Origin of the sequence: Streptomyces stoeckheimensis, from assembly GCF_045822005.1 — a bacterium.
Lineage (GTDB): Bacteria > Actinomycetota > Actinomycetes > Streptomycetales > Streptomycetaceae > Streptomyces > Streptomyces stoeckheimensis.
The window spans coordinates 4988439-5012658 of record NZ_CP169550.1 but is presented as its reverse complement, the minus strand read 5'-3'; the positions used below and the strand labels follow the sequence as shown (position 1 = coordinate 5012658).

Genomic DNA, 24220 nt, shown 5'->3' with positions numbered 1-24220 from the left:
TGCGCCCGGACCCCTGGGGCTCCGCCCCAGACCCCGGTCCTCAAACGCCGGACGGCTGAATTGCGGGCTGACGCCGGCCACATTCAGCCCCTCCGGCGTTTGAGGAGCAGGGGTCCGGGGACTGGTCCCCGGGAACGGCGCCGCACGGTCGCTGCTGCTCAGGCCCCCTGGATCGGGATCTGGTGAGAGGTCGCGGGAGAGGATCCGTTGGTCGGGGTTTCCGCCGGAGGCGTCGGCGTCGGCGTCGACTGGGACATCGTCGACAGGAGTTGGCGGGCCAGGCCGAGGCCCGTGCCGCCCATCGTCAGGGCCTTCGCGAACATCTCCGACATGCCCTCCGCCCCGTTGAGGAGGATCATGTGCTCGACGTTGCCGAAGGCACCCGCCCCCGCCTCCACGATCGCCGGCCAGTTCTCGGCGAGCTGCTGCGCGACCACCGCCTCCTGGTTCTCCGCCAGCGCGGCGGCCCGCGCCTTGATGGCCGTCGCCTCAGCGAGGCCCTTCGCCTTGGCGGCCTCCGCCAGGGCCAGCCCGTTCGCCTGGGCCGACGCCGCCTCCGCGAGGCCCTTGGCCTGGGTCGCCGCCGCCTCCGCCTCGCCGGTCGCGCGGGTGGCCGTCGCCGCGGCCAGACCCCGGGCCTCCGTGGCCTTCGCGTCGGCCGCCGCCGCCGTCGTCACCCGGGTCGCCTCGGCCGCGGCCGCCAGCTCCGTCTCCTTGGCCTTGGCCTGCGCCGCCGAGATGCGCGCGTCGCGGTCCGCCTCGGCCCGGGTCCGGGTCTCGTACGCCGCCGCGTCCGCCGGCTTGCGCACGTCCGCCTGGAGCTGCTGCTCGCGCCGCTGCGCCTCCAGCTCCGCCACCCGGGTCTCCTGGACCACGACCTCCTGCCGCGCCGCCGCCTCCGACAGCGGGCCCGCCTGGCGGGCCGTCGCGGCCGCCTTGTCCCGCTCGGCCTGGTAGCCGGCCTGGAGGATCTCGCTGTCCCGGGTGGCCTCCGACATCCGCGCGAACGCGGCCTGTTCGGCCTCGGTGGCCCGCAGGTTGGCGTCCGCCTGGGCGATCCGCGCGTCCCGCTGGACGGCCGCCGCGTGCGGCATCGCCAGGTTCTTGATGTAGCCCGTCGGGTCCTCGATCTCGTGGATCTGGAGGGAGTCGACGATCAGGCCGAGCTTCTCCATCTCCGTACCGCACGCCGCCCGGGTCTGCCCGGTCAGCTTCTCCCGGTCGCGGATCATGTCCTCGACCGTCAGGCCGCCGACGATGGACCGCAGATGGCCGGCGAAGACGATGTGTACGCGCTCGGGCATCATCTTCTGCTGGTCCAGGAAGCGGCGGGCCGCGTTGGCGATGGACACGAAGTCGTCGCCGATCTTGAAGATGACCACGCCCTTGACCCGCAGCGGGATGCCCTGGTGGGTCACGCAGTCCACGTTCAGCTGGGTCTCGTTGAGGTCCAGCGAGAGCTTGCGCACGGCCTGCACGCCGGGCAGCACCATCGTTCCCCGCCCGGTGACGATGCGGAAGCCCATGCCCTCCGCGATGCCCTCGGTCTTGTGCGCGGAGCCCGAGATGACCAGCGCCTCGTTGGGCTCGGCCACCCGCCACATGAGCTTGAACAGGCCGATCGCGGCCGCGATCGCACCTACGACAATCCCTGCCAGTACGCCGACAGACATCGGCAACTCCCCCTCGTACGCAGTGGCGTTCGCCACCGAAGAAGGCGAGTGTGCGCCCGCGTCAGGGCGGCGTGAAGACGGCGGCCGAATCTTGTCGCCATCTTGATACGGTCGGCCGCGTCCCCGGTCAGTCCCCGTACGCGGCCATCACGTAGACCGTCCGCGGCGGCAGGTACTCGACCACCGTGACCACCGTCCCGACCGCCAGCCGGCCCGTCCCCGGCGCCGGGTGCGCGAGGAAGTGCTCGGCTCCGCCCCGGATCCGCACGATGACCTCGCCGACCAGCCCCGGCCCGACCGTTCCGGTGACCCGGCCGTCCAGTCCCACCATGTCCGATTCCCCCATGCACCGAGCGTACGGGTCTAACCCCGTGCGGGATCCTCGTCGAGCCGGTATTCCTCGCCGTCCGCGTGGTAGCCGTACAGCTCCCCGTAGCGGCCCCAGTCCGTCGCCGTCTCCAGCTGCTGCTCCAGCTGCTCGCTCGTGTAGTGGTGCGAGAGCAGGTCGCGGAAGAAGCCGGCCCGCTGGGTGCCGCCCCGCGAGCGGTGCAGGGTGGTGTGGATCAGGTGGACCAGCGGGACCTCCATGGCCCCCTGCGCGAACAGTTCCTTCGACTCCTGTACGTCGGCCCCCGCGAAGGCGCTGCCGCGGGCGGTCAGGACCAGGTGCAGGTCCCGCACCTCGGCCAGGCCCAGCAGTTCCAGCCCGTCCACCTGGGGCAGTACGTCGTCCACCTCGAGGCCCAGTTCCTCGGCGAGGTCGGCGAGGTCCACGCTGCCGTCGCCGGTGCCGCGCTGGAGCACGATCTCGGCGAGGCCCGCCATCCCGTCGACGCTGGCCGCCGGGAGCGGGGTGTTGGCCGGGGTGCGCTTGGCCGGCGGGGCCGTGGCCGGGGTCTTGGCGGTGCGGCCGGTCATCACCGCGTACACGGCGTCCACGATCCGCTCGAAGTCGGCGCTCCCCCGGTCCCGGGGGCGGGCCAGGTCCACCTCGAAGGTCTCCTTGATGGTTCCGTAGGGCCGCGAGCCCAGCACCACCACCCGGTCGGCCATCAGCACGGCCTCCTCGATGTTGTGCGTGACCAGCACCACCGCCTTGGCGGGGAAGCGGTCGGAGGCCCACAGCTCCATCAGCTCACCGCGCAGGTTCTCGGCGGTGAGCACGTCCAGGGCGGAGAACGGCTCGTCCATCATCAGCACGTCCGGCTCCACGACCAGGGCCCGGGCGAAGCCGACGCGCTGGCGCATCCCGCCGCTGAGCTCCTTCGGGTAGGCCGACTCGAAGCCGTCCAGGCCGATCAGGTCGATGGCCTCCACCGCTTGGCGGGCCCGTGCCTCGCGGTCCATGCCCTTGGCTTCCAGGCCCAGTTCCACGTTCTGCTGCACCGTCAGCCAGGGCAGCAGCGCGAAGGTCTGGAACACCATCGCCGTGCCCGGGTTCGCCCCGCGCAGCTCCTCGCCCCGGTAGGTGACCGAGCCGGAGCTGGCGGGGATCAGCCCGGCGAGGCAGCGCAGCAGGGTGGACTTGCCGCTGCCGGACTTCCCGAGGAGGGCGACGATCTCGCCCTCGCGGATCTCCAGGTCGATGCCGCCGAGCACGGGCAGTTCCCCGTCGGCGCCGGCGTAGGACTTGGTGAGGGCGGCGGCCTGGAGGATCGTGGTCATGCGGGGCGGGCTCCTCGGTCGAGCGATCGGACGGGCGGACGGACGGTCGGGCGATCGGACGGGCGGGGTTCAGATGGAGTAGCGGCGCTCCGCGAGCCGGTACAGGGGCCGCCAGAACAGCCGGTTGAGGCCGACGACGTACAGGCTCATGACGGCGATCCCGGCGATCAGCTTGGGGAAGTCCCCGTCCTCGGTGGCGTGGAAGATGTACGCGCCGAGGCCGGTCGCGGACAACGTCGTCCCCGCGAAGGTGACGACCTCTCCGACGATGGAGGCGTTCCAGGCGCCGCCCGAGGCGGTGATGCCGCCGGTGACGTACGAGGGGAACACGGCCGGGATGATCAGGCGCTTCCAGCGCTGGAGCCCGCGGACGCCGAGGTCGTCCATGGCCTCCTTGAGGTCCGAGGGGATGGCCATGGCTCCGGCGATGGCGTTGAAGAGGATGTACCACTGCGCGCCCAGGGCCATCAGCAGGACGCAGCCGATGTTGATGTTCAGCCCGGTCTCGAGGAAGAACCAGACGGCCACCGGGAAGAGCAGGTTCGCGGGGAAGCTCGCCAGCACCTGCACCACGGGCTGGGCGATCTTCGTGAGCCGCGGCGAGGAGCCGATCCACACCCCCACGGGCACCCACACGACGGTGGCGGCGGCGACGAGCACGATCACCCGGACGAAGGTGATCAGCCCGAGCACCAGTGGCTCCCCGAACACCCCGAGACCGGCTTCGGCTTCGCGCTGGAGGTAGCGCACCAGGTCGTACAGGCCCCACAGGATGACGGCTCCGGCGACGACGGTGAAGACCACGTCGCCGGTCCGGCGGCGGGCCGGATCCACGGACAGCGCCCTGTCGTCGCGGCCCAGTACGCGGGCGGCCCGGCCGGTGGCGTCGCGGGCGGGGGCGGTGGCGCGGCCGAGCAGGCGGGGCCAGTGGGAGCGGCGCAGGAAGTCCAGTACGTAGCTGCGCTGGACGTCGGTGGACTCCGACTGCTCGTTCTTGTACTTCTCCGCCCAGGCCGTGAGGGGCCGCCAGAACAAGAAGTTGACGGTGACGATGGTGACGGTCATCGCGAGGATGACCCAGGCGATCTTCCCGAGGTCGCCCTCGCCGATCGCGGTGCCCGCGTACGAGCCGAGGCCGGGGACGGCGTACTCCTGGCCGGAGACGGAGACCGCCTCGGAGGCCACGAGCATGAACCAGCCGCCGGCGAAGCTCATCATGCCGTTCCACACCAGGTCGATGACCCCGGCGGGGACCTCCACGCGCCAGAAGCGCATCCAGCGGGTGAAGCCGAACGAGCGGGACACCTCGTCGAGTTCGCGGGGGAGGGAGGTCAGGGTGGCGTAGAACCCGAAGGTCATGTTCCAGGCCTGCGAGGTGAAGATGGCGAAGACGACGGCGCATTCGAGGCCGAGGAGCGAGCCGGGGAACAGGGCGACGAAGAAGGTGACGAGGACCGAGAGGAAGCCGAGGACGGGGACGGACTGGAGGATGTCCAGGGCCGGGATCAGCACCCGTTCCAGGCGGCGGCTGCGGGCGGCGGCGTAGGCGTAGCCGAAGGTGAAGACCACGGAGGCGAACAGCGCGATGAACATCCGCAGGACGCTGCGGGCGGCGTAGTACGGGAGCTTCGCCGGGTCCGTGTCCACGTCGGGGACGTCGGCGGGGTCGAAGTTGACCGCGGTGCCCTTGCCGACCTGGAGGATCGCGTACCCGAGCACGAGGAAGGCCGCCGCCACGGCGAAGTCGACCCAGGACAGGCGGGTGCGGGTGGGCGCTGCCTGTCCGGTGTGGGGGGCTGCTTGCGGGCGCGTGTCGGTGGTCATCCCGCCCAGCGGATCACGCCTGACGGCCCGTCGCGCCCCGGGTCACCCAACCGGGCGAGGTCCCGGGACCCGGACCGGCTACGGGGGCGCTGCTTCGGCTGGGGTCGCTTCGGCTGGTGCCGCTGCTCGGGCGGGTGCCGCTGGGCGGGCGGAGTTCCCCTACCCGCCCTTCGCCCGTTCCCCGGGGACTCCGCCCCGGACCCCGCGCCTCAAACGCCGGCGAGGCTGAGATTGCCCCGGGTCACGAGTGGCCGAGGTCCGAGGCCAGTTCGTCCGCCGTCGGGACCGAACCCGTGTCGGGGGCCGGGCGGAGGTGGAACTCGTCCGAGGCCATCGAGTCCAGGACCGGCGGGGCCGGACGCGGCGGCTTCGGCATGACCGCGGCTTCCGAGTGGCCGCCGCAGCCGTAGGACAGGGAGACGAGGCGGCCGTCGGCCGGTCCGAACTCGTTCGCGCAGATGCCGAAGGCCTGGCCCAGCGAGCCGCCGATCGCGACGAGGAAGCCGCAGGAGACGCACGAGGCCGGAGCCGCCTGCGCCATCGGGGTCTTCGCGCCGAAGGACTCGTCCCAGCGGTCGGCCGCGCTGTGCAGCCCGTAGCGGGAGAGCACGCGCGCCCGGCGCATGCCCAGTTCCTCCGCGACGGAGGTGATGGAGCCGCGTACGGGGACCACCGCGCGGTCGGTGACGTCGGCGTCCTCCGCCTCGACCAGCTCGGCCATCTCGGTGGACACCACCGAGTTCGGCGGCGGGGCGTCCTCGCCCGACCAGCCGGCCTCCAGGCGCAGGTCCTCGGCGTCCGTGGGGAGCAGGTCGCCCGGACCCATGTCACCCGGCCGCAGCCGCTCGCTCCACGGCACCCACTCGGGGGCGAGCAGGGCGTCATCGCCCGGGAGCAGCACCGTTTCGTCGAGGGTGACGTTCTTCGCGCGGGAGGCACGTGTCACCGTCACGGCCCAACGCCAGCCGCGGTAGCCGGGGTCCTTGCACTCGAAGAAGTGCGTGACGACCCGGTCACCTTCCGCGATGGCGGCGGTGTGTTCGCCGACCACTCCGGGGTAGGCGGCTTCTTCGGCCGCCGCTCGGGCGAGGTCTACCGCCTCGACGCACAGGCGGTCGGGGGTACGGCTTCGCGTCGTCGCAGCACTCACAGGTCTCGTTCTCTCCTACGCCGTCTCACGAGTGCGCCGTCCGTACTTGTCGTCCACAACGACCCGTCGGCTGTCCCTACGTAGCGCGGGCGGAGCGGACCAGGGGGCCGCGTCGACGTCCGCGCCCGATCGGGTTCCAGGGCGCACCTACCTGCGATCCATTCTGAAGGATCGCGAAGAGGCGCGCGGCCAGGAGCAACCGCCGGTGGCGCGCTACGCACGCTACCTCCTCCGGCGCCTTCGGCCCACATGCAAGGTCCGATTCGCGGACACCCACGGCCAACCCAGGGCCGAGCCGGGGCCCGGCCGTGTCCCCGCGACGCGCCGGGAAGGGTCCCGGCGGGCCGAGTGGGGCACTATGGCCACGTGGCACCCGTACGGTCGTCCGATGACGGCTCGGGACCGGCCAGGCGGGCCGGCCGGGCCATCGGGCGTGCCCTGCACCTGCCCTTCACCGGTACGGCGCGCGGAATCCGGCGGGCCACGCACGCGCACGGGGCGGGCGAATCGGGTCTCGGCAAGCTGATCGAGCTGCACGCGATCAACGGCGCCGGTGATGTGATGATCACAGTTGCGCTCGCCTCCACCGTCTTCTTCTCCGTCCCCACGGACGAGGCACGCGGCCGGGTGGCCCTGTACCTCGCCATCACGATGGCCCCCTTCACCCTGCTGGCCCCGGTGATCGGTCCCCTGCTGGACCGGCTGCCGCACGGGCGGCGGGCCGCGATGGCCGGCGCGATGCTCACCCGGGCCCTGCTGGCCGTGATGATGTCGGGCGCGGTGGCCACGGGCGGCCTGGAGCTGTACCCGGCCGCCCTCGGGGTCCTCGTCGCCTCCAAGGCCTACGGGGTGGTCCGCAGCGCGGTGGTCCCGCGGCTCCTCCCACCGGGGTTCTCCCTGGTCAAGGCGAACTCCCGGGTCACCCTGGCCGGCCTGCTGGCCACCGGCGCCGCCGCGCCCGTGGGCGCCGCCCTGCACACGATCGGTCCGCCGTGGCCGCTCTACGGGGCGTGCGCGATCTTCATCTGGGGCACCTTCGCGGCGTTCACGCTGCCGCACAAGGTCGACGAGGCGAAGGGCGAGCGCCGCGCCCGGCTCTCCACCCACGAGCCGCACTCGAAGCGGCCGGGGCTGCGGACGGTCAGCCGGCCGGTGCTGTGCGGGCTGCTGGCGAACGCGTCGATGCGCGGGCTGTCCGGGTTCCTGATCTTCTTCCTGGCGTTCCTGCTGCGCGAGCACCCGCTCGCCGGTCAGAGCGCGGCGGTGTCGCTGGGCATCGTCGGCGTCTCGGCGGGCGTCGGCAACGCCTGCGGGACCGCCGTCGGGGCCTGGCTCCGGGCCCGCGCGCCCGAGGCGATCATCGCCGCCGTGCTGTCCCTGACCCTCGCGGTGGCCGTCCTCGCGGCGGTCTTCTTCAGCGGGGTGTTCATGGCCGTCCTGGGGGCGACGGCGGGCTTCTGCCAGGCCCTCGCGAAGCTCTCGCTGGACGCGATGATCCAGCGCGACGTGCCCGAGGCCGTCCGTACGTCGGCCTTCGCCCGCTCGGAGACCCTGCTCCAAGTGGCCTGGGTACTGGGCGGCTCGATCGGCATCGCGCTTCCCCTGAACGGCGTCCTGGGCATGTCCGTCGCCGCGGTGGTGGTCGCCCTCGGCACGACGATGGCCCTGCGCGGCTTCCTCACGTCCCCGCGCCACCAGCACACGACACCGTCGCGCCCCCGGGTGGCGTAGCCGCTGCCCTGCGGGGCCGTCCCCTACCCGCCCTTCCACCGTTCCCCGGGCTCCGCCCCGGAAAGTCCGGCGCAGCCGGGGGCGCTTGCGCCACGGCGCCGCACCACAGGACCCCGTGCAGCAAGGCACGCCACCCGCCCGATAGCCTTCGGCTCATGACCGCACCGCTTTTCTCGGGTAGGGCCCGCCGCAGCGTCGCGGCCCTCGGAGCCGTTTCCGCCGGCCTCCTCCTCCTCTCCGCCTGTGACAAGCCGACGCCGCTGGCGACCGTGACGGTCGGCACCTCGTCGGTGTCCACCGAAGCCGCCTGCAGCGACGCCAAGGAACTCACGGCCGACAAGGTCCAGGAGTGCTTCGCCGACCTCAAGCACGCCAAGAACATCGACTACGGCCGCGGCGACACGCTGCGCCTCGGTGTCGAGCCGGACGTCGTCGAGGACGGCAAGAAGTGGCAGGCGGTCCTCGACGGGCAGCCGATCACCGAGCCCTCCTCGAACACCTACCGCAGCTTCCCCGGCGCCGACCTGTTCGCCACCGGCGGCCAGGGCGAGGCCCCGGCCTCCAAGAAGCTGAACATCGTCCAGGTGTCCGAGGACGGCAAGCCCATCGCCGTCTGGGCCTTCAACGTCAAGCTCAAGTAGTCCCGTACCCACCATGCGCGCGCTCATCGTGACCGCGGTGACGGCGGAGGCCGACTCCGTCGTCCGAGGCCTGTCCGGTCCGGTCCCTCATCCGGACCACACCCCCGGCCCGGACCACGCCCCCGCTCTCGAGCCGCGCAGCCTCCCCGGCGGTTACCTCATCCACCGCCGGGGAGCCTTCGACGTGCTGGTCGCCGGTGTCGGCCCGGCCGCCGCGGCCGCCGGTACGGCGACCGCCCTGGCGCTGGCGCCCGCTCCGGCCGGCTACGGCCTCGTCGTCTCCGCCGGCATCGGCGGCGGGTTCGCGCCCGCCGCCCCGATCGGCTCCCTCGTGGTCGCCGACGCGATCGTCGCCGCCGACCTGGGCGCCGAGACCCCGCAGGGGTTCCTGACCGTCACCGAACTCGGCTTCGGCCGCAGCGTGCACCTGCCTCCCGCAGAGCTCGCCGCGCGCGCCGCCGAGGCGACCGGGGCGCTGCTCGCGCCCGTGCTGACCGTCTCCACCGTCACCGGCACCGCCGCCCGTACGACCGCCCTCGCCGCCCGGCACCCGCTGGCCGGGGCCGAGGCGATGGAGGGCTTCGGGGTCGCGGAGGCCGCCGCCGCCCACGGGCTGCCCGTGCTGGAGGTCCGTGCCGTCTCCAACGCCGTGGGCCCGCGGGACCGCGACGCCTGGCGGATCGGCGAGGCGCTGACGGCGCTGGCCGACGGCTTCCGGGCACTGGGACCCGTACTCGCTTCCTGGGGAGGACCCTCATGACCGGAACAGCCGCCGCACCGCCCGTGCGGATCGCGTACTCGCCCTGCCCGAACGACACCTTCGTCTTCGACGCCTGGGCCCACGGCCGGGTTCCCGGCGCGCCCGCCCTCGACGTCACCTTCGCCGACATCGACGTCACCAACGGCATGGCCGAGCGCGGCGAGCTCGACGTGCTGAAGGTCTCCTACGCCGTCCTGCCGTGGGTCCTGGAGGAGTACGCGCTGCTGCCCTGCGGCGGCGCGCTGGGCCGTGGTTGCGGCCCCCTGGTCCTGACGCGAGAGCCGGGGCTGGACCTGACCGGCAAGACGGTCGCGGTCCCGAGCGAACGCTCCACCGCCTACCTGCTGTTCCGGCTGTGGGCCGCCGACGTGCTGCCCGAAGGCGTCGGCAAGGTGGTCGTCCTCCCGTTCCACGAGATCATGCCCGCCGTGCGCGACGGCCGGGTGGACGCCGGACTGGTCATCCACGAGGCCCGGTTCACCTACCGGGACTACGGACTGCACTGTCTGGCCGACATGGGCGAGCACTGGGAGTCCACGACCGGCCTGCCGATCCCGCTCGGCGCGATCATCGCCAAGCGCTCCCTGGGCGCCGACGCGCTGCGCGCGCTCGCCGAGGCCGCCCGCACCTCGGTCCGGATGGCCTGGGCCGACCCGGAGGCGTCCCGGCCGTACGTACGGGCGCACGCGCAGGAGCTGGACCCGGCGGTCGCCGACCAGCACATCGGGCTGTACGTCAACGAGTTCACCGCCGACCTCGGCGAAGCCGGCTACGCGGCGGTGCGCGGGCTGCTGACCCGGGCGGCCGCGGAGGGGCTGGTTCCGGCCATCGCAGCCGACGCACTGGTCTTCCCGTAGGACACGACCGTGCCCCGCGGCCCTGACGGGCGGCGGGGCACGGTCGTGCGCAGGGCTCAGACGTCGAGCTGGTCGGCCACCGCGCGCAGCATGCCGGCGATCTTCCCGCCGTGCGCCTTGTCGGGGTAACGGCCCCGCTCCAGTTGCTGCGTGACGTTCTCCAGCAGGGTCGTGAGGTCCTGCACGATGGACGCGAGCTCGTCCGGCTTGCGCCGCTGCGCGGCCGCGACGGAGGGTGCCGGATCCAGGACGATCACCGAAAGTGCCTGGTCACCGCGTTGCCCTGCGACGACGCCGAACTCGACGCGCTGGCCGGGCTTGAGCGCGTCCAACCCGTCGGGGAGCACCGACGAGTGGACGAAGACGTCGCCGCCGTCGTCGCGGGAGAGGAAGCCGAAGCCCTTCTCACTGTTGAACCACTTGACCTTGCCGGTAGGCACGTCCGTCCTCTGTCCTTGCGTTCGTCGGGTGGGAAGCGGGTCGCAGACCCGCACCTCTCAGGCTAGTTGCCCCTCTCCGGGTGACAAGACGTTCCCCGGTCCTTCGCGGGTGACCGCTCCGGCCAGGGAACTACCCTGGTCGGGTGACTGTTACTCCTCAGCCCGATCCCGCGGACGCGGGTCCCGACGCGGCCCGCCCCGGCGACGCGCTCGTCAAGGCCGGCGGCATCGTCTTCATCGTCGGCGCCGTCGCCACGCTCGCCACGATGGCCCCGCTCTTCCTCGACGTGGACCCGTTCCCCTCGTACGCGTGGGCCGTGTGCATGCTCATGGGCGTCGGCTTCATGATCTCGGCGGCGGGCGTGCTGCGCTCGGCCGCCGCGCAGCGCACGGCGGCCCGCGCCTCGCAGGCCTAGTACGACCCCTGGCCCACGCGGTTACGCGGTCCGGGTGCGCTCGTACTCCGCGAGCCAGGCCGGCAGCTCCGTGAGGTCCGCCAGGACCACGTCCGCGCCCGCCTCCCGCAGTTCCGGCTCCGGGCACGGGCCGGTCGGGACCGTCACCGACACCGCGCCGGCCGTACGGGCGCCCCGGACGTCGCCGACGTGGTCGCCGACGTAGACCTGGGCGGCGTACTCGCGCAGGGCGACCGCCTTGGCCTCCGCCCACAGCGAGCCGATGACCGCGTCGGGCTTGATCCCCAGGTGGTCCAGGTGCAGGCGGGCGTTGGGCTCGTGCTTGGCGGTGACGACGATCGCGCGGCCGCCGAGGGCCCGGACGGCTTCGACCGCCTCGCGGGCGCCCGGCATCGCCGGGGTCGGCCCGATGGCGTACGTGGGATAGATCTCCCGGTAGCGGTCGGCCATGGCGGGGATCTCCGACTCCGGGAACCAGTACGCGAGCTCCTGGTCCAGCGGCGGACCGAGGCGCGAAACCGTCTGCTCGGTGTCGATGAACGTGCCCGTCTCGGCCGACAGCGCCTCGAAGGCCGCCTTGATGCCCGGCCGGGAGTCGATGAGGGTCATGTCGAGGTCGAATCCGACGGTCAGCTGCGTCTCGGGGCTCATGCCCCCATTGTGCCGAGCCGGGCACCGCGAGCGGGAACGTAGACTGAGCCTCGCCTTACCAGACAGTGAAATTTGGTGACATGTCAGCCCCCGCTCCCGCGGCTCCCGCGCCTCCCCTCCCCGCGGCCCCCGCCGTGGTCCGGCGCGCCCTGACGGCCCGTCGTATCGCCTGGACGGCGGCCGGCCTCGCCGCGCTGCTGTGCGCGGTGCTCCTCAGCCTCGCCGTCGGCGCCCGCGCCATCGCGCCCGGCGAGGTCTTCGACGCGCTCTTCCGGGGCGCGACCGGGCCGAACGCCGAGGTCGTCCGCTCGCTGCGCGTACCGCGCACCCTCATAGCCCTGATGGTCGGCGTGGGCCTCGCCCTCGCCGGAACCGCGCTCCAGGGCATCACCCGCAACCCGATCGCCGACCCCGGCATCCTCGGCATCAGCCAGGGAGCCGGGGTCGCGGTCGTCTGCGCCATCGCCTTCGCCGGGGTGCACACCCTGAGCGGCTACGTGTGGTTCGCCTTCGCGGGCGCCGGGATCGCCTCGGTGGCCGTGTACGCCGTCGCCTCCGGCGGCCGCGGCGGGGCGACCCCCGTCAAGCTGGCGCTGGCCGGGGCCGCGATCAACGCCCTGCTGGTCTCGGTCACCATGGGCGTCCTCACGACGAAGGCCTCGGCGCTGGACGAGTTCCGCTTCTGGCAGGTCGGCTCGATCGCCGGGCGCGACGCCTCCGTCGTCCACCAGATCTGGCCGTTCCTGCTGGTCGGTGCGGTCCTCGTGGTCTCGGTGGCCCGCGGCCTGGACGCGCTCGCTCTGGGCGAGGACCTCGCGAAGGGACTCGGGCAGAACGTCGCGGCCGTACGGATCGTCGCCGGCCTCGGCGCCACGATCCTCACCGGCGCCGGGGTCGCGGCGGCCGGCCCGATCGCCTTCATCGGCCTCGCCGTACCGCACCTCGCCCGCGCCCTCGTCGGCAGCGACCACCGCTGGGTGCTGCCCGTGGCGGCCCTGATCGGCCCGGTGATGCTCCTCGTCGCCGACGTCCTCGGCCGGATCCTCGTCCCGCCCGGCGAGGTCCCTGCCGGAGTGATGACCGCGCTGATCGGGGTCCCGTTCCTGGTCACGCTGGTCCGCCGGAAGACGGTGGCGGCATGAGCGCCGGTACGCGGGTCCTCCCCGCCGGCTACGCACTCCTCCGCCCCCGCTCGGGCCGCGGCTCCTTCCTCCTGCACCGCCGGGCGGCGGCCGTCGCCCTCTGCCTGACCCTCCTCCTGGCCGCGGTGTGCGTCGCGTACCTCTCCATCGGCGAATCCTTCGTCGCCCCCGCCGAGGTGGTGAAGGTCCTCCTCGGACGGCCCTCCCCCGACGACCTGGTCGTCGGCACCCTCCGGCTGCCCCGCATGACGGTCGGCCTGCTGGTCGGCCTGGCCTTCGGGGTGGCCGGCGCACTGATCCAGACCGTCGCCCGCAACCCGCTCGCCTCCCCCGACATCATCGGCATCAGCCAGGGCGCGAGCGCCGTCACGGTGGCGGCACTGACCTTCGGCGTCACCTCGTACACGGTCCTCCCGTACCTCTCGGTCCTCGGCGGGATGGCCGCGGCGACGCTCGTGTACGTCTTCGCCTGGCGCGGCGGCCTGCACGCGACGCGCTTCGTCCTCATCGGCATCGGCTTCGCCATCGCCCTGCGCTCGGTGACCACCCTCCTCATGACCAAGGGCGACTACCTGGTCGCGCAGCAGGCGCAGATCTGGATGACCGGCTCCCTCAACGGCCGCGGCTGGGACGTCGCGACCCCCCTGGCCTGGGTCCTCCTGGCCCTCCTCCCCGGCATCCTGTGGGCGGCCCGCGCCCAGCGCACCGTCTCCCTCGACGACGACACCGCCACAGCCCTCGGCATCCGGCTGGGCCGGGTCCGGCTCGGGCTCGTCGCCCTCGGCGTGATCCTCGCCTCGGTGGCCACGGGCGCCGCGGGCCCCGTCGACTTCGTGGCCCTGCTGGCCCCGCAGATCGCCCGCCGGATGACCCGCACGGCCCAGATCCCGCTGCTCTGCTCCGCCCTGACGGGTGCGGTGATCGTCGTCTTCGCCGACCTGCTCGCCCGCAGGCTCCTCTCCCCGACCGAACTCCCGGTGGGCGTCCTGACGGCCGCCGTCGGGGCCCCGTACCTGATCTGGCTGCTCATGCGCAGCCGCACCGGAGGCAAGCAGTGAGCCGACTGTCCGCGCGGGGCCTGACCCTCGCCTACGAGGACCGGGTGGTCGTCGAGGACCTGGACCTGGCCGTCCCCGACGGCAAGGTGACGGTGATCGTCGGCCCGAACGCGTGCGGCAAGTCGACGACGCTACGGGCCCTGGGACGGCTGCTCCGTCCCCGCTCGGGCTCGGTCGTCCTGGACGGCGAAGCCCTCTCCTCCCTCCCCACCCGGCGGATCGCCCAGGCCGTCGGCCTGCTCCCGCAGTCCCCCTCGGCCCCGGAGGCGATCACGGTCGCGGACCTGGTCGCGCGGGGGCGCCAGCCGCACCAGCACTGGTGGCAGCAGTGGTCGGAGGCGGACGAGCGGGCCGTCGTCGACGCGATGGCCCGGACCTCGGTGTCGGACCTGGCGGACCGTCCCGTGGACGCGCTGTCGGGCGGACAGCGGCAGCGGGTCTGGATCGCGATGGCCCTCGCCCAGGACACGGACATCCTGCTCCTGGACGAGCCGACGACCTTCCTGGACATCGCCCACCAGGTGGAGGTGCTGGACCTGGTCCGCCGCCTGAACCACGAACGGGGCCGCACGGTCGTCGCCGTCCTCCACGACCTCAACCAGGCCGCGCGGTACGCGGACCACCTGGTGGCGATGAAATCGGGCCGGGTGGTGGCGGAGGGCCCGCCGTCTGCGATCGTCACGGCCGACCTGGTCCACGAGGTCTTCGGCCTCGACTCGATCGTCATCCCCGACCCGATAACGGGCTCCCCCCTGATCGTCCCGACGTCCCCGTGGACGGCACCTTCGGGCGGGTGCGGGACCCTGCGGGGCGAACTCCCCGACCCACCCTTCCACCGTTCCCAGGGCCAGCCCTGACCCGGTCCTCAAACGCCGGACGGGCTGAAAGCGGGGTACCGGGCTGCGCCCGGCCCCCTGGGGCTCCGCCCCAGACCCCGGTCCTCAAACGCCGGACGGCTGAACTTGCTGCGCCCGGGCGGCTGAAAGACTCGCCGCCCGGCCGGGGTCGGAGGGCGGCGGCCCGGGGCGGGGACGGGGACGGGGTGGGGTGTCGGCCTGGACGTAGAGCGTGATTTGTGGCGCGAGAACACCCTTCGCCCTGTCGGAGTAGAGCAGGGGGCGCCTAAATCATGCAGTCCAGGCCGACACCCCACCCCGGCCCCGGCACCGACCCACCCGACGCAGCCCGCCCGGCGCCACCACAACCCAGCCCCGCCGGCGATTGAGGCGCAGGGGTCCGGGGACTGGTCCCCGGCAACGGCGCCGCACCGTAGGCGGGACTCAGCGGCGTCGGGAGCGCCAGAGGAGGTACAGCGCCGAGGACACCGCCGCGGCCCGCGCCAGCCAGGGCAGCAGGTCCTGGAAGGTCCCGCTCAGGGCCTCGTCCGCCAGGGGGGAGCCCCAGCGGCCGTTCTGGCGGCCCCACAGCCACACCACCGCCCCCGCGAAGACCACCCCGGGCAGCCCGAACACCACCCACTTCCGCTCCGCGGGCCCCAGCACCCGCGAGGCGTACGCGAGCAGCCACCCCGCCGCGAGCAGCAGCCAGTAGCCGGACACGGCCCCCGCGAGCAGGGCCACCCCCGCGAGCAGCAGGAACGCGTACGGCTTGGCCCGCGGTGCAGCCTCGGCGGTGGCAGCCGCCGCCTCCGCCTTCGCCCGGCGCCGCCGCTCCCGCAGGTACCCCATGAGCGTGCGCCGGCCACCCGCCGAAGCTTCGGCGGGAGCGTCAGGCTGCGGGTCGGAGTCGGAGGAGTCGGAGGAGTCGGAGTCCGCATCGGAGCCCCGCCGGTTCGGCGGCTTCAGGAGCTCCGGGATCTCGATGCCGCCCGCGAAGCCCTCCACCGTCGACCCCGGCCCGACCGTCCACCAGTCGGGCTCCAGCCGCTCGCCCGCACCCAGTTCGTCGAGCCCCGCGAGATGCGGCGGCGCAGCCCCCCGCTGCACCGGCACCGAGGGAGCAGCCGAAGAGGAGGGGGCGAAGGGGGACGCGGAGACGGCCCCCGCCGCGCCCGTCGTCGACAGCGTGTCCAGGACCTCCTCCGGCGTGCCGATCCGCTGCAGGATGCGCCGCACCGCCGCCGGAGTCTCCGGTTCGTACTTGGCCCGCCGCCGGTCGATCTCGTCCCGCAACCCCGCCACCAGCCGTATCCGGTCCCCCGACGACAGGTGCCTGCGCTGCGCCAAGTCCCCGACCCGGCTCAGATATTCGTAGACCAGATGGTCGCTCTCGATCCCCACGCCCCGGCTCCTCCCGTGCCACCTCCAGCGAAGGTAGCGCGTGCGCCCGTGGAGCGGCCGGGGGCGCAGCGGATACCGTTGACCGGATGGGGACCGGCCGACTGACCGGCCGACGCGACCAGGAGGCGACGACCGTGCCTGACCCGAGCACCGCGGGAAGCGCTCCGCGCTCCCTCGCCGAAGCGCTGCGCGCCCGCGACGACGACGGCCTCGGCGCCCTGCTGCGCGCCCGGCCGGACCTGCTGAGCCCGGTGCCCGGAGACGTGACGCAGCTCGCCACCCGGGCCGGGACGCGGGCTTCGGTGGTGCGCGCGCTGGACCACTTGGACCGGTTCGCCCTGCAGGCCGCCGAGGCCCTCGCGGTGGGCCCGGAGCCCTGCCCGTACGCGGTACTGGAGTCCCTGCTCAGCGGTGACACCGGCACCACCTCCGGCGCCGACAACGGCGCCCGCGCCGAACTCCCCCGGGCCCTGGCCACCCTGCGCGAGCAGGCTCTCGTATGGGGCGACGACGAACGGCTGCGCCTGGTGCGCACCGCCCGCGAACTGCTCGCCCCCTCCGCGACACGCCCCTCTCCCACCGGCCTGGGCCCCACCGTCGCCGAGGCCACCGCCGGCATGTCGCCGACCCGGATCCAGGAGATCGTGGCGGCCGTCGGGCTGCCCGCGACGCACGACCCGGTGTCGGCGGTGACCGCGCTGACGGCCCTGTTCACCGACCCGGAACGGATGTCGGCGCTGCTCGACGAGGCTCCGGCGGAGGCCCACCAGGTGCTGGGCCGGCTCGTGTGGGGTCCGCCGTACGGGGAGGTGACGCCCCATCCGACGCCTCCGGTGCGCTGGCTGCGCGACCGCGGCCTGCTGCTGCCGGCCACGGCGCGCACGGTGCTGCTGCCGCGCGAGGTGGCCCTGTACCTGCGCGGCGGGCTCGCGCACCGGGTCACGGAGCCGCTGCCCCCGGCCGTTTCCGCGCACCGCGAGCACCGTCCACAGCTTGTGGACGCGAACGCGGCCGGCCAGGCACTGGCGGCGCTGTCGACGGTCGAGGAGCTGGTGAAGTCCTGGGAGCACGCCGGTCCGCCCGTGCTCCGGGCGGGCGGGCTCTCCGTACGCGACCTGAAGCGTGCGGCCGCCTCCCTGGACACCGACGAGACGTCGGCGGCGTTCTGGATCGAACTGTCCTACGCGGCCGGCCTGCTGGCCAGCGACGGCGAGGCCGACGAACGGTACGCCCCGACCCCCGCCTTCGACGTCTGGCTCGAACTCCCGCCCGCAGAGCGCTGGTCGGTGCTGGCGACGGCCTGGATGGCCGCCACCCGCACCCCGGGCCTGGTCGGCGAACAGGACGCGAAGGGCCGCACCCTGTCGGCGCTCGGCGCGGAACTGGACCGCTCCGCCGCCCCCGAGGTCCGCCGCCGCATCCTCGGCCTGCTCGCCGAGCTCCCCGAGGGCGGCTCCCCCGCCCCGGCCGCGCTCCTCGCCCGCCTGGAGTGGGAGCGTCCGGTGCGCGGTACGAGCGAACTGCGCAGCCGCCTCGCACACTGGACCCTGACCGAGGCGGAGGTCCTCGGAGTCACCGGCCGGGGCGCGCTCGCCGCGCCCGGCCGGGCCCTGCTGGAGGGGCGCGACCCGGCGCCGCTGCTCGCGCCGCTGCTCCCCGAGCCCGTGGACCACGTACTGCTCCAGGCCGACCTGACGGCGGTGGCCCCCGGGCCGCTGCGGCGGGCGCTCGCCGAAGTGCTGGCCGTGCTGGCGGAGGTGGAGTCCAAGGGCGGGGCCACCGTGTACCGCTTCACGCCCGGATCGGTACGCCGCGCCCTGGACGCCGGCCACACCGCCGTCGACCTGCAGTCCTTCCTCACCGAGCACAGCCGGACCCCGGTGCCGCAGCCGCTGTCGTACCTCATCGACGACGTGGCCCGGCGGCACGGACACCTCCGGGTCGGCGCGGCCTCCTCGTACGTGCGCTGCGACGACGACGGCATGCTGAACGAGATCCTCGCCGACAAGCGGTCCGCGGGCCTCGGGCTGCGCCGCCTCGCGCCGACCGTACTGGCCGCGCAGGCCGAACCGACCTCGCTGCTCGACGGGTTGCGGGCCATGGGCTACGCCCCGGCCGCGGAATCCCGTACGGGGGACGTCCTGGTCTCCCGCGCCGACGCCCACCGCACCCCGGCCCGCGCGCTGCCCGTACCGGTCCCGGACGGGCCGCCGGTACCGGACGCGACGCTGCTGGGAGCGGCCGTACGGGCGATCCGCGCGGGCGACCTGGCGGCGACGGCGGTCCGCAAGGAGCCGGCCGGGTCGTCCGGGTCCGGGGCGGGCGGCTCCGGCGCCCCGGGTGAACTCCCGCGCACGAGCGCGGCGGAGACCCTGGCGACCGTGCAGGCGGCCGCGCTCACCGGGTCGGCGGTGTGGATCGGCTACGTCAACGCCGACGGGGCGGCGAGCCAGCGGGTCATCGCCCCGGTACGGGTGGAGGGCGGCTTCGTCACCGGCTACGACCACACGGCGGACGAGGTACGGACGTTCGCGCTGCACCGGATCACGGGCGTCGCGGAACTGGAGGAGGACCAGATCTGACCGGAGGCCTCGGTCTCGCCGGCCGGCGGAGAAGGAAAACCCCTGGCCCGGACGGGGCGCGGCCCCGCACCCTGGGGTCATGTCCGAAGCAACCGCCGACCGGGTCCCCCGCCATCAGATCCGCGCCTCGCACACCGCCGACACCGTCACCGTGTACCAGGCGTACCACCCCCGGATCGGCGTGCCGGCCGCCCGCGAGGGCCGTTTCCCGCCCGCCTGGAAGCGGGAGCGGATGACCTGGGTCAAGCCCTCGTTCCTGTGGATGATGTACCGCTGCGGCTGGGCCACCAAGGCCGACCAGGAAACGGTCCTGGCCGTCGAGATCACCCGCGCCGGCTTCGACCGGGCGCTGAGCGGCGCCTGCCTGTCGCACTACGTCCCCGGCGTGCACGCCGACCGCGAGGCCTGGACGTCGGCGCTGCGCACCGCCCCCGCCCGGGTGCAGTGGGACCCGGAGCGCGATCTGCACCTCAACCCGCTGCCGTACCGCTCGCTCCAACTGGGCCTGTCCGGACCGGCGTCCCGCGCCTACGCCGACGAGTGGACGGTCGCCATCCGCGACGTGACCCCGCTGGCCCGGGAGGTCCACGGCCTGCTGCGCTCCGGCGCACCGGAGGCGGCGCGGGCCCTGCTGCCGGTGGAGACCCCCTATCCGGCCGGGCCGCTGGAGCACTTGGGGGCGTAGCAGGGGGCTCGAAACAGGTCACGACCATTCCGCTGTCTCCGCAGGTCAGGCGGTAGGGAGAGGCGTTTTTCGCTGTTGCACGGCGGTGACATTCCGGCGACTGATTGGGGATGTGGCCTGTGTGAAGATCAGCTCATCGCAGCAGCGACCGGGGGGAAAGAAGCCGGACCGCCAGCGAGAACCAAGCACCAACGGACCGGCGTTCGACCGCCGGCCATCGCCTCGCTCGGCCGCTCAACCTCTGCTCTGCCTCTCGGCCTCTCGGCCGCCACTGCCGTCTGATCTTGAAGATTCCTGGGGGAGTCCACCATGTCCGCTCGCACCGCCGCCCTCCGCACCGCCTCCGCCTCCGTCGTCGCCGCCGCCATCGCCGGTACGGTCCTGATGCCGGTGACGGCCTCCGCCGAGGAGAGCAACCCCCAGGCGCTGAAGACCACGATGAGCGCGCCGGTCCCGAGCGGCCCGCTGACCCGCGGCGGTGCGACGGAGACCTTCGACCTGACGGTCGCCAACCCGACGGACAAGTCCTCCTCCTACCACCCGTGGATGCTCCTCGACCACACCGGCGGCAGCCCGCTCCAGCAGAGCGACGTGGTCTACAAGGTCGAAGCGGTGACCGCCCCCGCCACCGAGTCCAAGGTCGGGCAGCAGGACGGCGGGTGGCAGGGCCTGTTCTACCCGGCCGGCAAGAACGCCCAGGACGGCTTCGAGATCCCGGCCGGCGGCAAGATGGTCTGGAAGGTCACCATCGGCCTCGGCAAGAACTACCCGACCCTCAACGGCGACTTCACCCTGCGGGCGTCGAGCTTCGCGAACGAGATCGCCAACGGCGGCGAGGGCTCCCTGGCCTTCAAGACCGGCCCCGCCTCCAAGCCCGGTGCGCTGGAGACCTGGTTCGACATGCTGAGCCCCTGCGCGGACACCGAGACCCCCGACTGCCAGGAGATGGACGTCCGCTACCGGGTCACCGGTGACGGCGAGTTCAACACCGCGCTCAGCACCTTCTTCAACGTGGACGTGGACAGCAAGGACGACGCCGACATCCAGACCCGCGTCAAGGTCGGCGGCGAGTGGAAGGACCTGACGGGCGGCAACGGCACGGGCACGCTGCCGGTCATCCCGAAGGGCTACGGCGCCGCCTCCGGTGACGTCATCACGCACGTGCAGGTCAAGCTCGGCCCCAAGTCGAAGCTGAAGAAGCTCACCGACGTCAAGGTCTCCACCATGGTCGGGCTGGCCGAGGGCAACACCTACCAGTTCGAGGGCGCCGAGCAGCCCTTCCAGCTCGGCCCGAAGACCGCCACCACCCCGCCCACCTCCCCGGCGCCGACCACCCCGGCCCCGACCTCCCCGGCGCCCACCACCCCGGCCCCGACCGGTTCCGCGACCACCGCTCCGGTGACCACCGCTCCGGCGGCCACCACGACCCCGGCCACGGGGAACACCCCGAAGCCGACCGGCTCCCTCGCGCACACCGGCTCGGACTCCAACACCGCCCTGTACTCCGGCCTGGCCGCCGTCCTCATCGGCCTCGGCGGAGCGGTCGCCTGGTTCGCCCGCCGTCGGCGCACCGTCCGCGGCTAGTGGCCCCGTACGACGACCCGAAGGGGCCCGGTCCACGCACCGCGTGGGCCGGGCCCCTTCGGCCTTGCTCACCCAGCCGTGCTCACCTCGCCGCGTAGTCGATGCGCTCCGCGTCGAACGGCCAGACCTCGGCGAGCCAGCGCACGACGGCCTCGTACACCGTCTTGTCGAACGCGGCCCGGTCGGCGCGCACCCAGGAGGTGACGTGCACGCGCTCCGGGTCCGCCTTCCCGGGGTAGATGTAGAGGCACCCGATGACCTCGCCCGTACCGTCCCGCTCCCCCTCCAGGACGCTGTACGTGAATCCGCGCCGCTCGGCGAAGTCCCGTGCGTGGCGCACCAGGTCGGCGAGGTTGGCTTCGGGGCTCATCCCCTCCTCCGGAGGCCAGTCGCCCAGGAAGCCGGGCGTCGCGCGCACGTGCTCGATGCTCCCGCTCCAGGCGGCGAGGTCCCCCTCGTTGTGCTCGGGCCCGAGGGGCTCCAGCCGGAAGCCCTCCCCGACGAGCCGGACGGGCACCTCGAACACCTCGGCCGGCGGTACGAAGGTCTGCTGATCGCTGCTCATGCGGCGACCCTACGCAGGAGCTCTCCGGGCGCCCACGGAGTTTCGGGCCGCCGCCGCCAGCCGGAGCAGCTCGTCCACGGACCACTGGTCGTAGACGTGCTCCCCGTACTTGGCGGCCAGCACCCTCCCGTCCGGCCCGATCAGCAGGTCGGCGGGCAGCCCGAGCCGTCCGCCCGGCTGCCGCGGGGCGGGCAGCCGCTCCCGCCCGCGCGCCACCTCGACGGCCGACCGGGCGATCGCCCACACCACCGGGCCCCAGGCGCGCGGGTCCAGCAGGGAACGCGGGGAGGACTCGACGCCGAACTCCCGGTACAGCCGCTGCCCCGGATCGGCGATCACGGCGAAGGGGAAGTCGGCGGTGTGCGGGCGCAGTTCCTCCGCGGAGGAGTGGAAGAGCACGATCTCGCGGATCCCGGCGGCCTCGATCTCCGCGTGGCGCCGCACGACGGACCGCAGGTGGAGGTGGCAGACGGGGCAGCCGGCGAAGCGCCGGAACTGCAGATGGACGAGCCGCTCCGGGTCGGGCACGGGGACGGCGGCCCCGTCCCCGATGGACTCGGTGGGCGTGACGGGCGTGACGGGCGTGAGCAGGCGTACGGGTACCACGGAACCGGGTTCGAGCATGGGAAACCCTCCCTCGACAGGCGTAGGCGTATGCCGTACGCCTACCTCCCCAGCGTAGGCGTATGCCGTACGCTGTCAACCGTCATGCCGCGCCCCCGCTCGCACACCCCGGACCAACTGGCCGCCGCCGCCCTCGCCGTCATCGACCGCGACGGGCTCCCCGGCCTCACCATGCGCGCCGTCGCCACCGAGCTCGGCACCAGCCCGATGGCCCTGTACCGCTACGTCCCGGGCCGCGAGGAACTCGAAGTACTCGTCGTCGAACTCGTCCTCAGCCGCGTCGACACCACCCCGCCGCCCCCGGGGCCCTGGCGCGGCCGGATCACGGTCCTGGCCCGCCGCTTCCGCGACACCATGGGCGCCCACCCGGCCGCCCTGCCGCTCTCCCTGACGCACCGGCACCGCTCGCCGAGCGGGCTGCGCTGGTCGGAAACCGTGCTCGGCGTCCTCACCGAGGCCGGCATCGAGGCCGAGGAGCGGGTGATCGCGCTGCGCGCGCTCGTCGCCTACGTGATCGGCGCCACGCAGCTGGAACACCTCGGCCCGCTGGCCGGTCCCGGAACCACCGCCATCGCCGGTCTCCCCCCGCACGAGTTCCCGTACATGTCGGCCACCGCCCGCGACGCCCGCGCGGTCACCCCGGACCGGGAGTTCGAGGGCGGCCTGAAGCTGCTCCTGCGCGGCCTGGCGTGATCCGCCGGTGACCGACACAGCCACCGTTCCCGCCCAGACCGCACCGCATGCCGTGCCCCTCCGGCACCTACGCCGCCTTCGACGGCGCCGCCGAGATCCTCGCCTTCGCCACCGGGCGGGCGTAGCGGCACTCCCGGCACCGGGGTGGCCGGATCTGACAGAACCTCGTCATTGCGGCCATCAGGGCAGGGCGAAATGATCGGCACATGCCCGCATCCGCACCGCACAGAGTCGTCATCGTGGCCTTCTCCGGTGTGGAACTGCTGGACGTCACCGGCCCCGCCGAGGTCTTCTCGGTAGCCACCCGGGTCGCCGGTACGAGCCACTCCGGCCACCCCGGTCACCCCGGCTATCTCGTCCGGATCGCCACGGCCGACGGCGGGCCGGTGACCACCTCCAGCGGCGTCCGGCTGCTGGCGGACCTGACCCTCGACGAGGTGCGGGGCCGGGTCGACACCCTGCTCGTGGCCGGCGCCGTCGACCTGGTCGGCGACGGAGTGGAGCCCGTCATCGACAGCGAGGTCACCGACTGGCTGCGCGAAGCGGCGCCGACGGCGCGCAGGACCGGGTCGATCTGCGCGGGAGCGCACCTGCTGGCCGCGGCGGGCCTGCTCGACGGACTGTCCGCCACCACCCACTGGCTCACCGCCGCCCGGCTGGCGGCCGACCATCCCGGGGTCGCCGTCGACCCGGACCCGATCTTCATCCGGTCCGGGAGCGTGTGGACCTGCGCCGGTGTCACCTCGGGGCTGGACATGGCACTGGCGATGGTCGCCGAGGACCACGGCCAGGCCCTCGCCCTGGCCACCGCACGGATGATGGTCATGTACGTCAAGCGCTCCGGCGGGCAGAGCCAGTTCAGCGTTCCGCTCTCCGCCCCGGCCACGTCGGGCGACCGGATCGACGACCTGCGCGTGTGGATCGCCGACCACCTCACCGAGGACCTCACCGCGGAGGCCCTGGCCGCGCGGCTGCACCTGAGCGTGCGCCACTTCTCCCGGCTGTTCCGGCAGCGCACCCACGGCACGCCCGCCGCCTACGTGGAGTCCGCCCGCCTCGAAGCCGCCCGCCGGCTGCTGGAGGAGACCGACGGCAGCCTGCCGGACATCGCCGCGGCCAGCGGCCTCGGCTCGGTGGAGACCTTGCACCGCTCCTTCCAGCGCCGGCTGGGGACCACTCCCGCCGAATACCGGCGCCGATTCCGCTAGGGCCTGTCCCCACCCCACACCCCACACCCCA

23 protein-coding genes are annotated in these 24220 nt (G+C 73.6%); 13 read left to right on the top strand and 10 right to left on the bottom strand.

The genetic code is table 11. The features are described 5' to 3' along the window. Positions 1-158: 158 nt before the first annotated feature. The 5 genes from ACE1OC_RS22940 to ACE1OC_RS22920 all read right to left on the bottom strand — a co-directional run bounded on the left by ACE1OC_RS22940 (position 159) and on the right by ACE1OC_RS22920 (position 6312). Entirely contained in the window at positions 159-1673 is a 1515-nt protein-coding gene (locus ACE1OC_RS22940; protein ID WP_407838573.1) for an SPFH domain-containing protein, read from the bottom strand. A gap of 127 nt (positions 1674-1800) precedes the next feature. Then, a complete protein-coding gene (locus ACE1OC_RS22935) occupies positions 1801-2019 on the bottom strand; it encodes a hypothetical protein (RefSeq protein ID WP_266878693.1) in 219 nt (72 codons plus the stop codon). 17 nt (positions 2020-2036) lie between these two features. Continuing rightward, on the bottom strand, positions 2037-3338 hold the full coding sequence (locus tag ACE1OC_RS22930) for a nitrate/sulfonate/bicarbonate ABC transporter ATP-binding protein (protein ID WP_407838572.1): 1302 nt from the start codon (positions 3336-3338) through the stop codon (positions 2037-2039). 69 nt (positions 3339-3407) lie between these two features. Further along, the gene (locus ACE1OC_RS22925) at positions 3408-5162 is read right to left on the bottom strand and encodes an ABC transporter permease (protein WP_407838571.1); all 1755 of its coding nucleotides are present in this window, start codon (positions 5160-5162) and stop codon (positions 3408-3410) included. Between the two features lie 241 nt (positions 5163-5403). Next, positions 5404-6312 (bottom strand): DUF3027 domain-containing protein, encoded by a 909-nt coding sequence (locus tag ACE1OC_RS22920; RefSeq protein ID WP_407838570.1) that lies wholly within the window; start codon positions 6310-6312, stop codon positions 5404-5406. A 348-nt stretch (positions 6313-6660) separates the two neighbouring features. On the opposite strand from ACE1OC_RS22920, the gene ACE1OC_RS22915 reads away from it, so the two are divergent. The 4 genes from ACE1OC_RS22915 to ACE1OC_RS22900 all read left to right on the top strand — a co-directional run bounded on the left by ACE1OC_RS22915 (position 6661) and on the right by ACE1OC_RS22900 (position 10301). Beyond that, positions 6661-8043, top strand: coding sequence for an MFS transporter (locus tag ACE1OC_RS22915; RefSeq protein WP_407838569.1), 1383 nt, complete (start codon positions 6661-6663; stop codon positions 8041-8043). 155 nt (positions 8044-8198) lie between these two features. Then, positions 8199-8684, top strand: a complete 486-nt coding sequence (locus ACE1OC_RS22910) for a DUF2771 domain-containing protein (protein ID WP_250747456.1) — start codon at positions 8199-8201, stop codon at positions 8682-8684. Positions 8685-8697: 13 nt separating this feature from the next. After that, positions 8698-9444 (top strand): futalosine hydrolase, encoded by a 747-nt coding sequence (locus ACE1OC_RS22905; RefSeq protein WP_407838568.1) that lies wholly within the window; start codon positions 8698-8700, stop codon positions 9442-9444. Further along, complete coding sequence (locus tag ACE1OC_RS22900) at positions 9441-10301, top strand: 1,4-dihydroxy-6-naphthoate synthase (protein ID WP_407838567.1); 861 nt, start codon at positions 9441-9443, stop codon at positions 10299-10301. The genes ACE1OC_RS22905 and ACE1OC_RS22900 overlap by 4 nt, the downstream gene beginning before the upstream one ends. 56 nt (positions 10302-10357) lie before the next feature. On the opposite strand, the gene ACE1OC_RS22895 is transcribed toward ACE1OC_RS22900, so the two are convergent. Then, positions 10358-10741 carry a cold-shock protein gene (locus tag ACE1OC_RS22895; RefSeq protein ID WP_323187858.1) on the bottom strand — a complete coding sequence of 128 codons (384 nt, stop codon included), beginning with the start codon at positions 10739-10741 and terminating at the stop codon, positions 10358-10360. A gap of 143 nt (positions 10742-10884) precedes the next feature. Between ACE1OC_RS22895 and ACE1OC_RS22890 the strand changes: the two genes are divergently transcribed. Beyond that, positions 10885-11157: a hypothetical protein gene (locus tag ACE1OC_RS22890; RefSeq protein ID WP_407838566.1), complete on the top strand. Its 273-nt coding sequence runs from the start codon at positions 10885-10887 to the stop codon at positions 11155-11157. Positions 11158-11178: 21 nt separating this feature from the next. Here ACE1OC_RS22890 and ACE1OC_RS22885 read toward each other — a convergent pair whose 3' ends face one another. After that, complete coding sequence (locus ACE1OC_RS22885) at positions 11179-11808, bottom strand: HAD family hydrolase (protein ID WP_407838565.1); 630 nt, start codon at positions 11806-11808, stop codon at positions 11179-11181. An 80-nt stretch (positions 11809-11888) separates the two neighbouring features. Between ACE1OC_RS22885 and ACE1OC_RS22880 the strand changes: the two genes are divergently transcribed. The 3 genes from ACE1OC_RS22880 to ACE1OC_RS22870 are packed head-to-tail and all read left to right on the top strand — an operon-like array spanning position 11889 to position 14865. Next, positions 11889-12950 carry a FecCD family ABC transporter permease gene (locus ACE1OC_RS22880; RefSeq protein WP_407838564.1) on the top strand — a complete coding sequence of 354 codons (1062 nt, stop codon included), beginning with the start codon at positions 11889-11891 and terminating at the stop codon, positions 12948-12950. Beyond that, positions 12947-14008, top strand: a complete 1062-nt coding sequence (locus ACE1OC_RS22875; RefSeq protein WP_407838563.1) for a FecCD family ABC transporter permease — start codon at positions 12947-12949, stop codon at positions 14006-14008. Before ACE1OC_RS22880 ends, ACE1OC_RS22875 begins: the two co-directional genes overlap by 4 nt. Continuing rightward, on the top strand, positions 14005-14865 hold the full coding sequence (locus ACE1OC_RS22870) for an ABC transporter ATP-binding protein (RefSeq protein ID WP_407838562.1): 861 nt from the start codon (positions 14005-14007) through the stop codon (positions 14863-14865). Before ACE1OC_RS22875 ends, ACE1OC_RS22870 begins: the two co-directional genes overlap by 4 nt. Before the next feature lie 423 nt (positions 14866-15288). Here the strand turns inward: ACE1OC_RS22870 and ACE1OC_RS22865 are convergent, their stop codons facing one another. Next, positions 15289-16248, bottom strand: a complete 960-nt coding sequence (locus ACE1OC_RS22865) for a hypothetical protein (protein WP_407838561.1) — start codon at positions 16246-16248, stop codon at positions 15289-15291. Between the two features lie 86 nt (positions 16249-16334). Here ACE1OC_RS22865 and ACE1OC_RS22860 point away from each other — a divergent pair, with 86 nt between their 5' ends. The 3 genes from ACE1OC_RS22860 to ACE1OC_RS22850 all read left to right on the top strand — a co-directional run bounded on the left by ACE1OC_RS22860 (position 16335) and on the right by ACE1OC_RS22850 (position 21099). Beyond that, on the top strand, positions 16335-18830 hold the full coding sequence (locus tag ACE1OC_RS22860; protein ID WP_407838560.1) for a helicase C-terminal domain-containing protein: 2496 nt from the start codon (positions 16335-16337) through the stop codon (positions 18828-18830). A gap of 79 nt (positions 18831-18909) precedes the next feature. Beyond that, entirely contained in the window at positions 18910-19515 is a 606-nt protein-coding gene (locus tag ACE1OC_RS22855) for a DUF4291 domain-containing protein (RefSeq protein WP_407838559.1), read from the top strand. 309 nt (positions 19516-19824) lie between these two features. Then, the gene (locus tag ACE1OC_RS22850; RefSeq protein WP_407838558.1) at positions 19825-21099 is read left to right on the top strand and encodes an LAETG motif-containing sortase-dependent surface protein; all 1275 of its coding nucleotides are present in this window, start codon (positions 19825-19827) and stop codon (positions 21097-21099) included. 82 nt (positions 21100-21181) lie between these two features. Here ACE1OC_RS22850 and ACE1OC_RS22845 read toward each other — a convergent pair whose 3' ends face one another. After that, complete coding sequence (locus ACE1OC_RS22845) at positions 21182-21664, bottom strand: GNAT family N-acetyltransferase (protein ID WP_407838557.1); 483 nt, start codon at positions 21662-21664, stop codon at positions 21182-21184. A 9-nt stretch (positions 21665-21673) separates the two neighbouring features. Then, on the bottom strand, positions 21674-22288 hold the full coding sequence (locus ACE1OC_RS22840; protein ID WP_407838556.1) for a peroxiredoxin-like family protein: 615 nt from the start codon (positions 22286-22288) through the stop codon (positions 21674-21676). A gap of 84 nt (positions 22289-22372) precedes the next feature. Between ACE1OC_RS22840 and ACE1OC_RS22835 the strand changes: the two genes are divergently transcribed. Further along, the gene (locus ACE1OC_RS22835) at positions 22373-22981 is read left to right on the top strand and encodes a TetR/AcrR family transcriptional regulator (RefSeq protein ID WP_407838555.1); all 609 of its coding nucleotides are present in this window, start codon (positions 22373-22375) and stop codon (positions 22979-22981) included. 206 nt (positions 22982-23187) lie between these two features. Next, positions 23188-24189 carry a GlxA family transcriptional regulator gene (locus tag ACE1OC_RS22830; protein ID WP_407838554.1) on the top strand — a complete coding sequence of 334 codons (1002 nt, stop codon included), beginning with the start codon at positions 23188-23190 and terminating at the stop codon, positions 24187-24189. Positions 24190-24220: the final 31 nt, after the last annotated feature.

Coding starts and splice junctions, on each gene's coding strand:
- ACE1OC_RS22875 (WP_407838563.1), top strand. CDS start 12,947: ATGAGCGCCGGTACGCGGGTCCTCCCCGCCGGCTACGCACTCCTCCGC.
- ACE1OC_RS22925 (WP_407838571.1), bottom strand. CDS start 5,162: ATGACCACCGACACGCGCCCGCAAGCAGCCCCCCACACCGGACAGGCA.
- ACE1OC_RS22930 (WP_407838572.1), bottom strand. CDS start 3,338: ATGACCACGATCCTCCAGGCCGCCGCCCTCACCAAGTCCTACGCCGGC.
- ACE1OC_RS22905 (WP_407838568.1), top strand. CDS start 8,698: ATGCGCGCGCTCATCGTGACCGCGGTGACGGCGGAGGCCGACTCCGTC.
- ACE1OC_RS22835 (WP_407838555.1), top strand. CDS start 22,373: ATGCCGCGCCCCCGCTCGCACACCCCGGACCAACTGGCCGCCGCCGCC.
- ACE1OC_RS22880 (WP_407838564.1), top strand. CDS start 11,889: ATGTCAGCCCCCGCTCCCGCGGCTCCCGCGCCTCCCCTCCCCGCGGCC.
- ACE1OC_RS22935 (WP_266878693.1), bottom strand. CDS start 2,019: ATGGGGGAATCGGACATGGTGGGACTGGACGGCCGGGTCACCGGAACG.
- ACE1OC_RS22900 (WP_407838567.1), top strand. CDS start 9,441: ATGACCGGAACAGCCGCCGCACCGCCCGTGCGGATCGCGTACTCGCCC.
- ACE1OC_RS22840 (WP_407838556.1), bottom strand. CDS start 22,288: ATGCTCGAACCCGGTTCCGTGGTACCCGTACGCCTGCTCACGCCCGTC.
- ACE1OC_RS22885 (WP_407838565.1), bottom strand. CDS start 11,808: ATGAGCCCCGAGACGCAGCTGACCGTCGGATTCGACCTCGACATGACC.
- ACE1OC_RS22940 (WP_407838573.1), bottom strand. CDS start 1,673: ATGTCTGTCGGCGTACTGGCAGGGATTGTCGTAGGTGCGATCGCGGCC.
- ACE1OC_RS22830 (WP_407838554.1), top strand. CDS start 23,188: ATGCCCGCATCCGCACCGCACAGAGTCGTCATCGTGGCCTTCTCCGGT.
- ACE1OC_RS22855 (WP_407838559.1), top strand. CDS start 18,910: ATGTCCGAAGCAACCGCCGACCGGGTCCCCCGCCATCAGATCCGCGCC.
- ACE1OC_RS22845 (WP_407838557.1), bottom strand. CDS start 21,664: ATGAGCAGCGATCAGCAGACCTTCGTACCGCCGGCCGAGGTGTTCGAG.
- ACE1OC_RS22850 (WP_407838558.1), top strand. CDS start 19,825: ATGTCCGCTCGCACCGCCGCCCTCCGCACCGCCTCCGCCTCCGTCGTC.
- ACE1OC_RS22910 (WP_250747456.1), top strand. CDS start 8,199: ATGACCGCACCGCTTTTCTCGGGTAGGGCCCGCCGCAGCGTCGCGGCC.
- ACE1OC_RS22860 (WP_407838560.1), top strand. CDS start 16,335: ATGGGGACCGGCCGACTGACCGGCCGACGCGACCAGGAGGCGACGACC.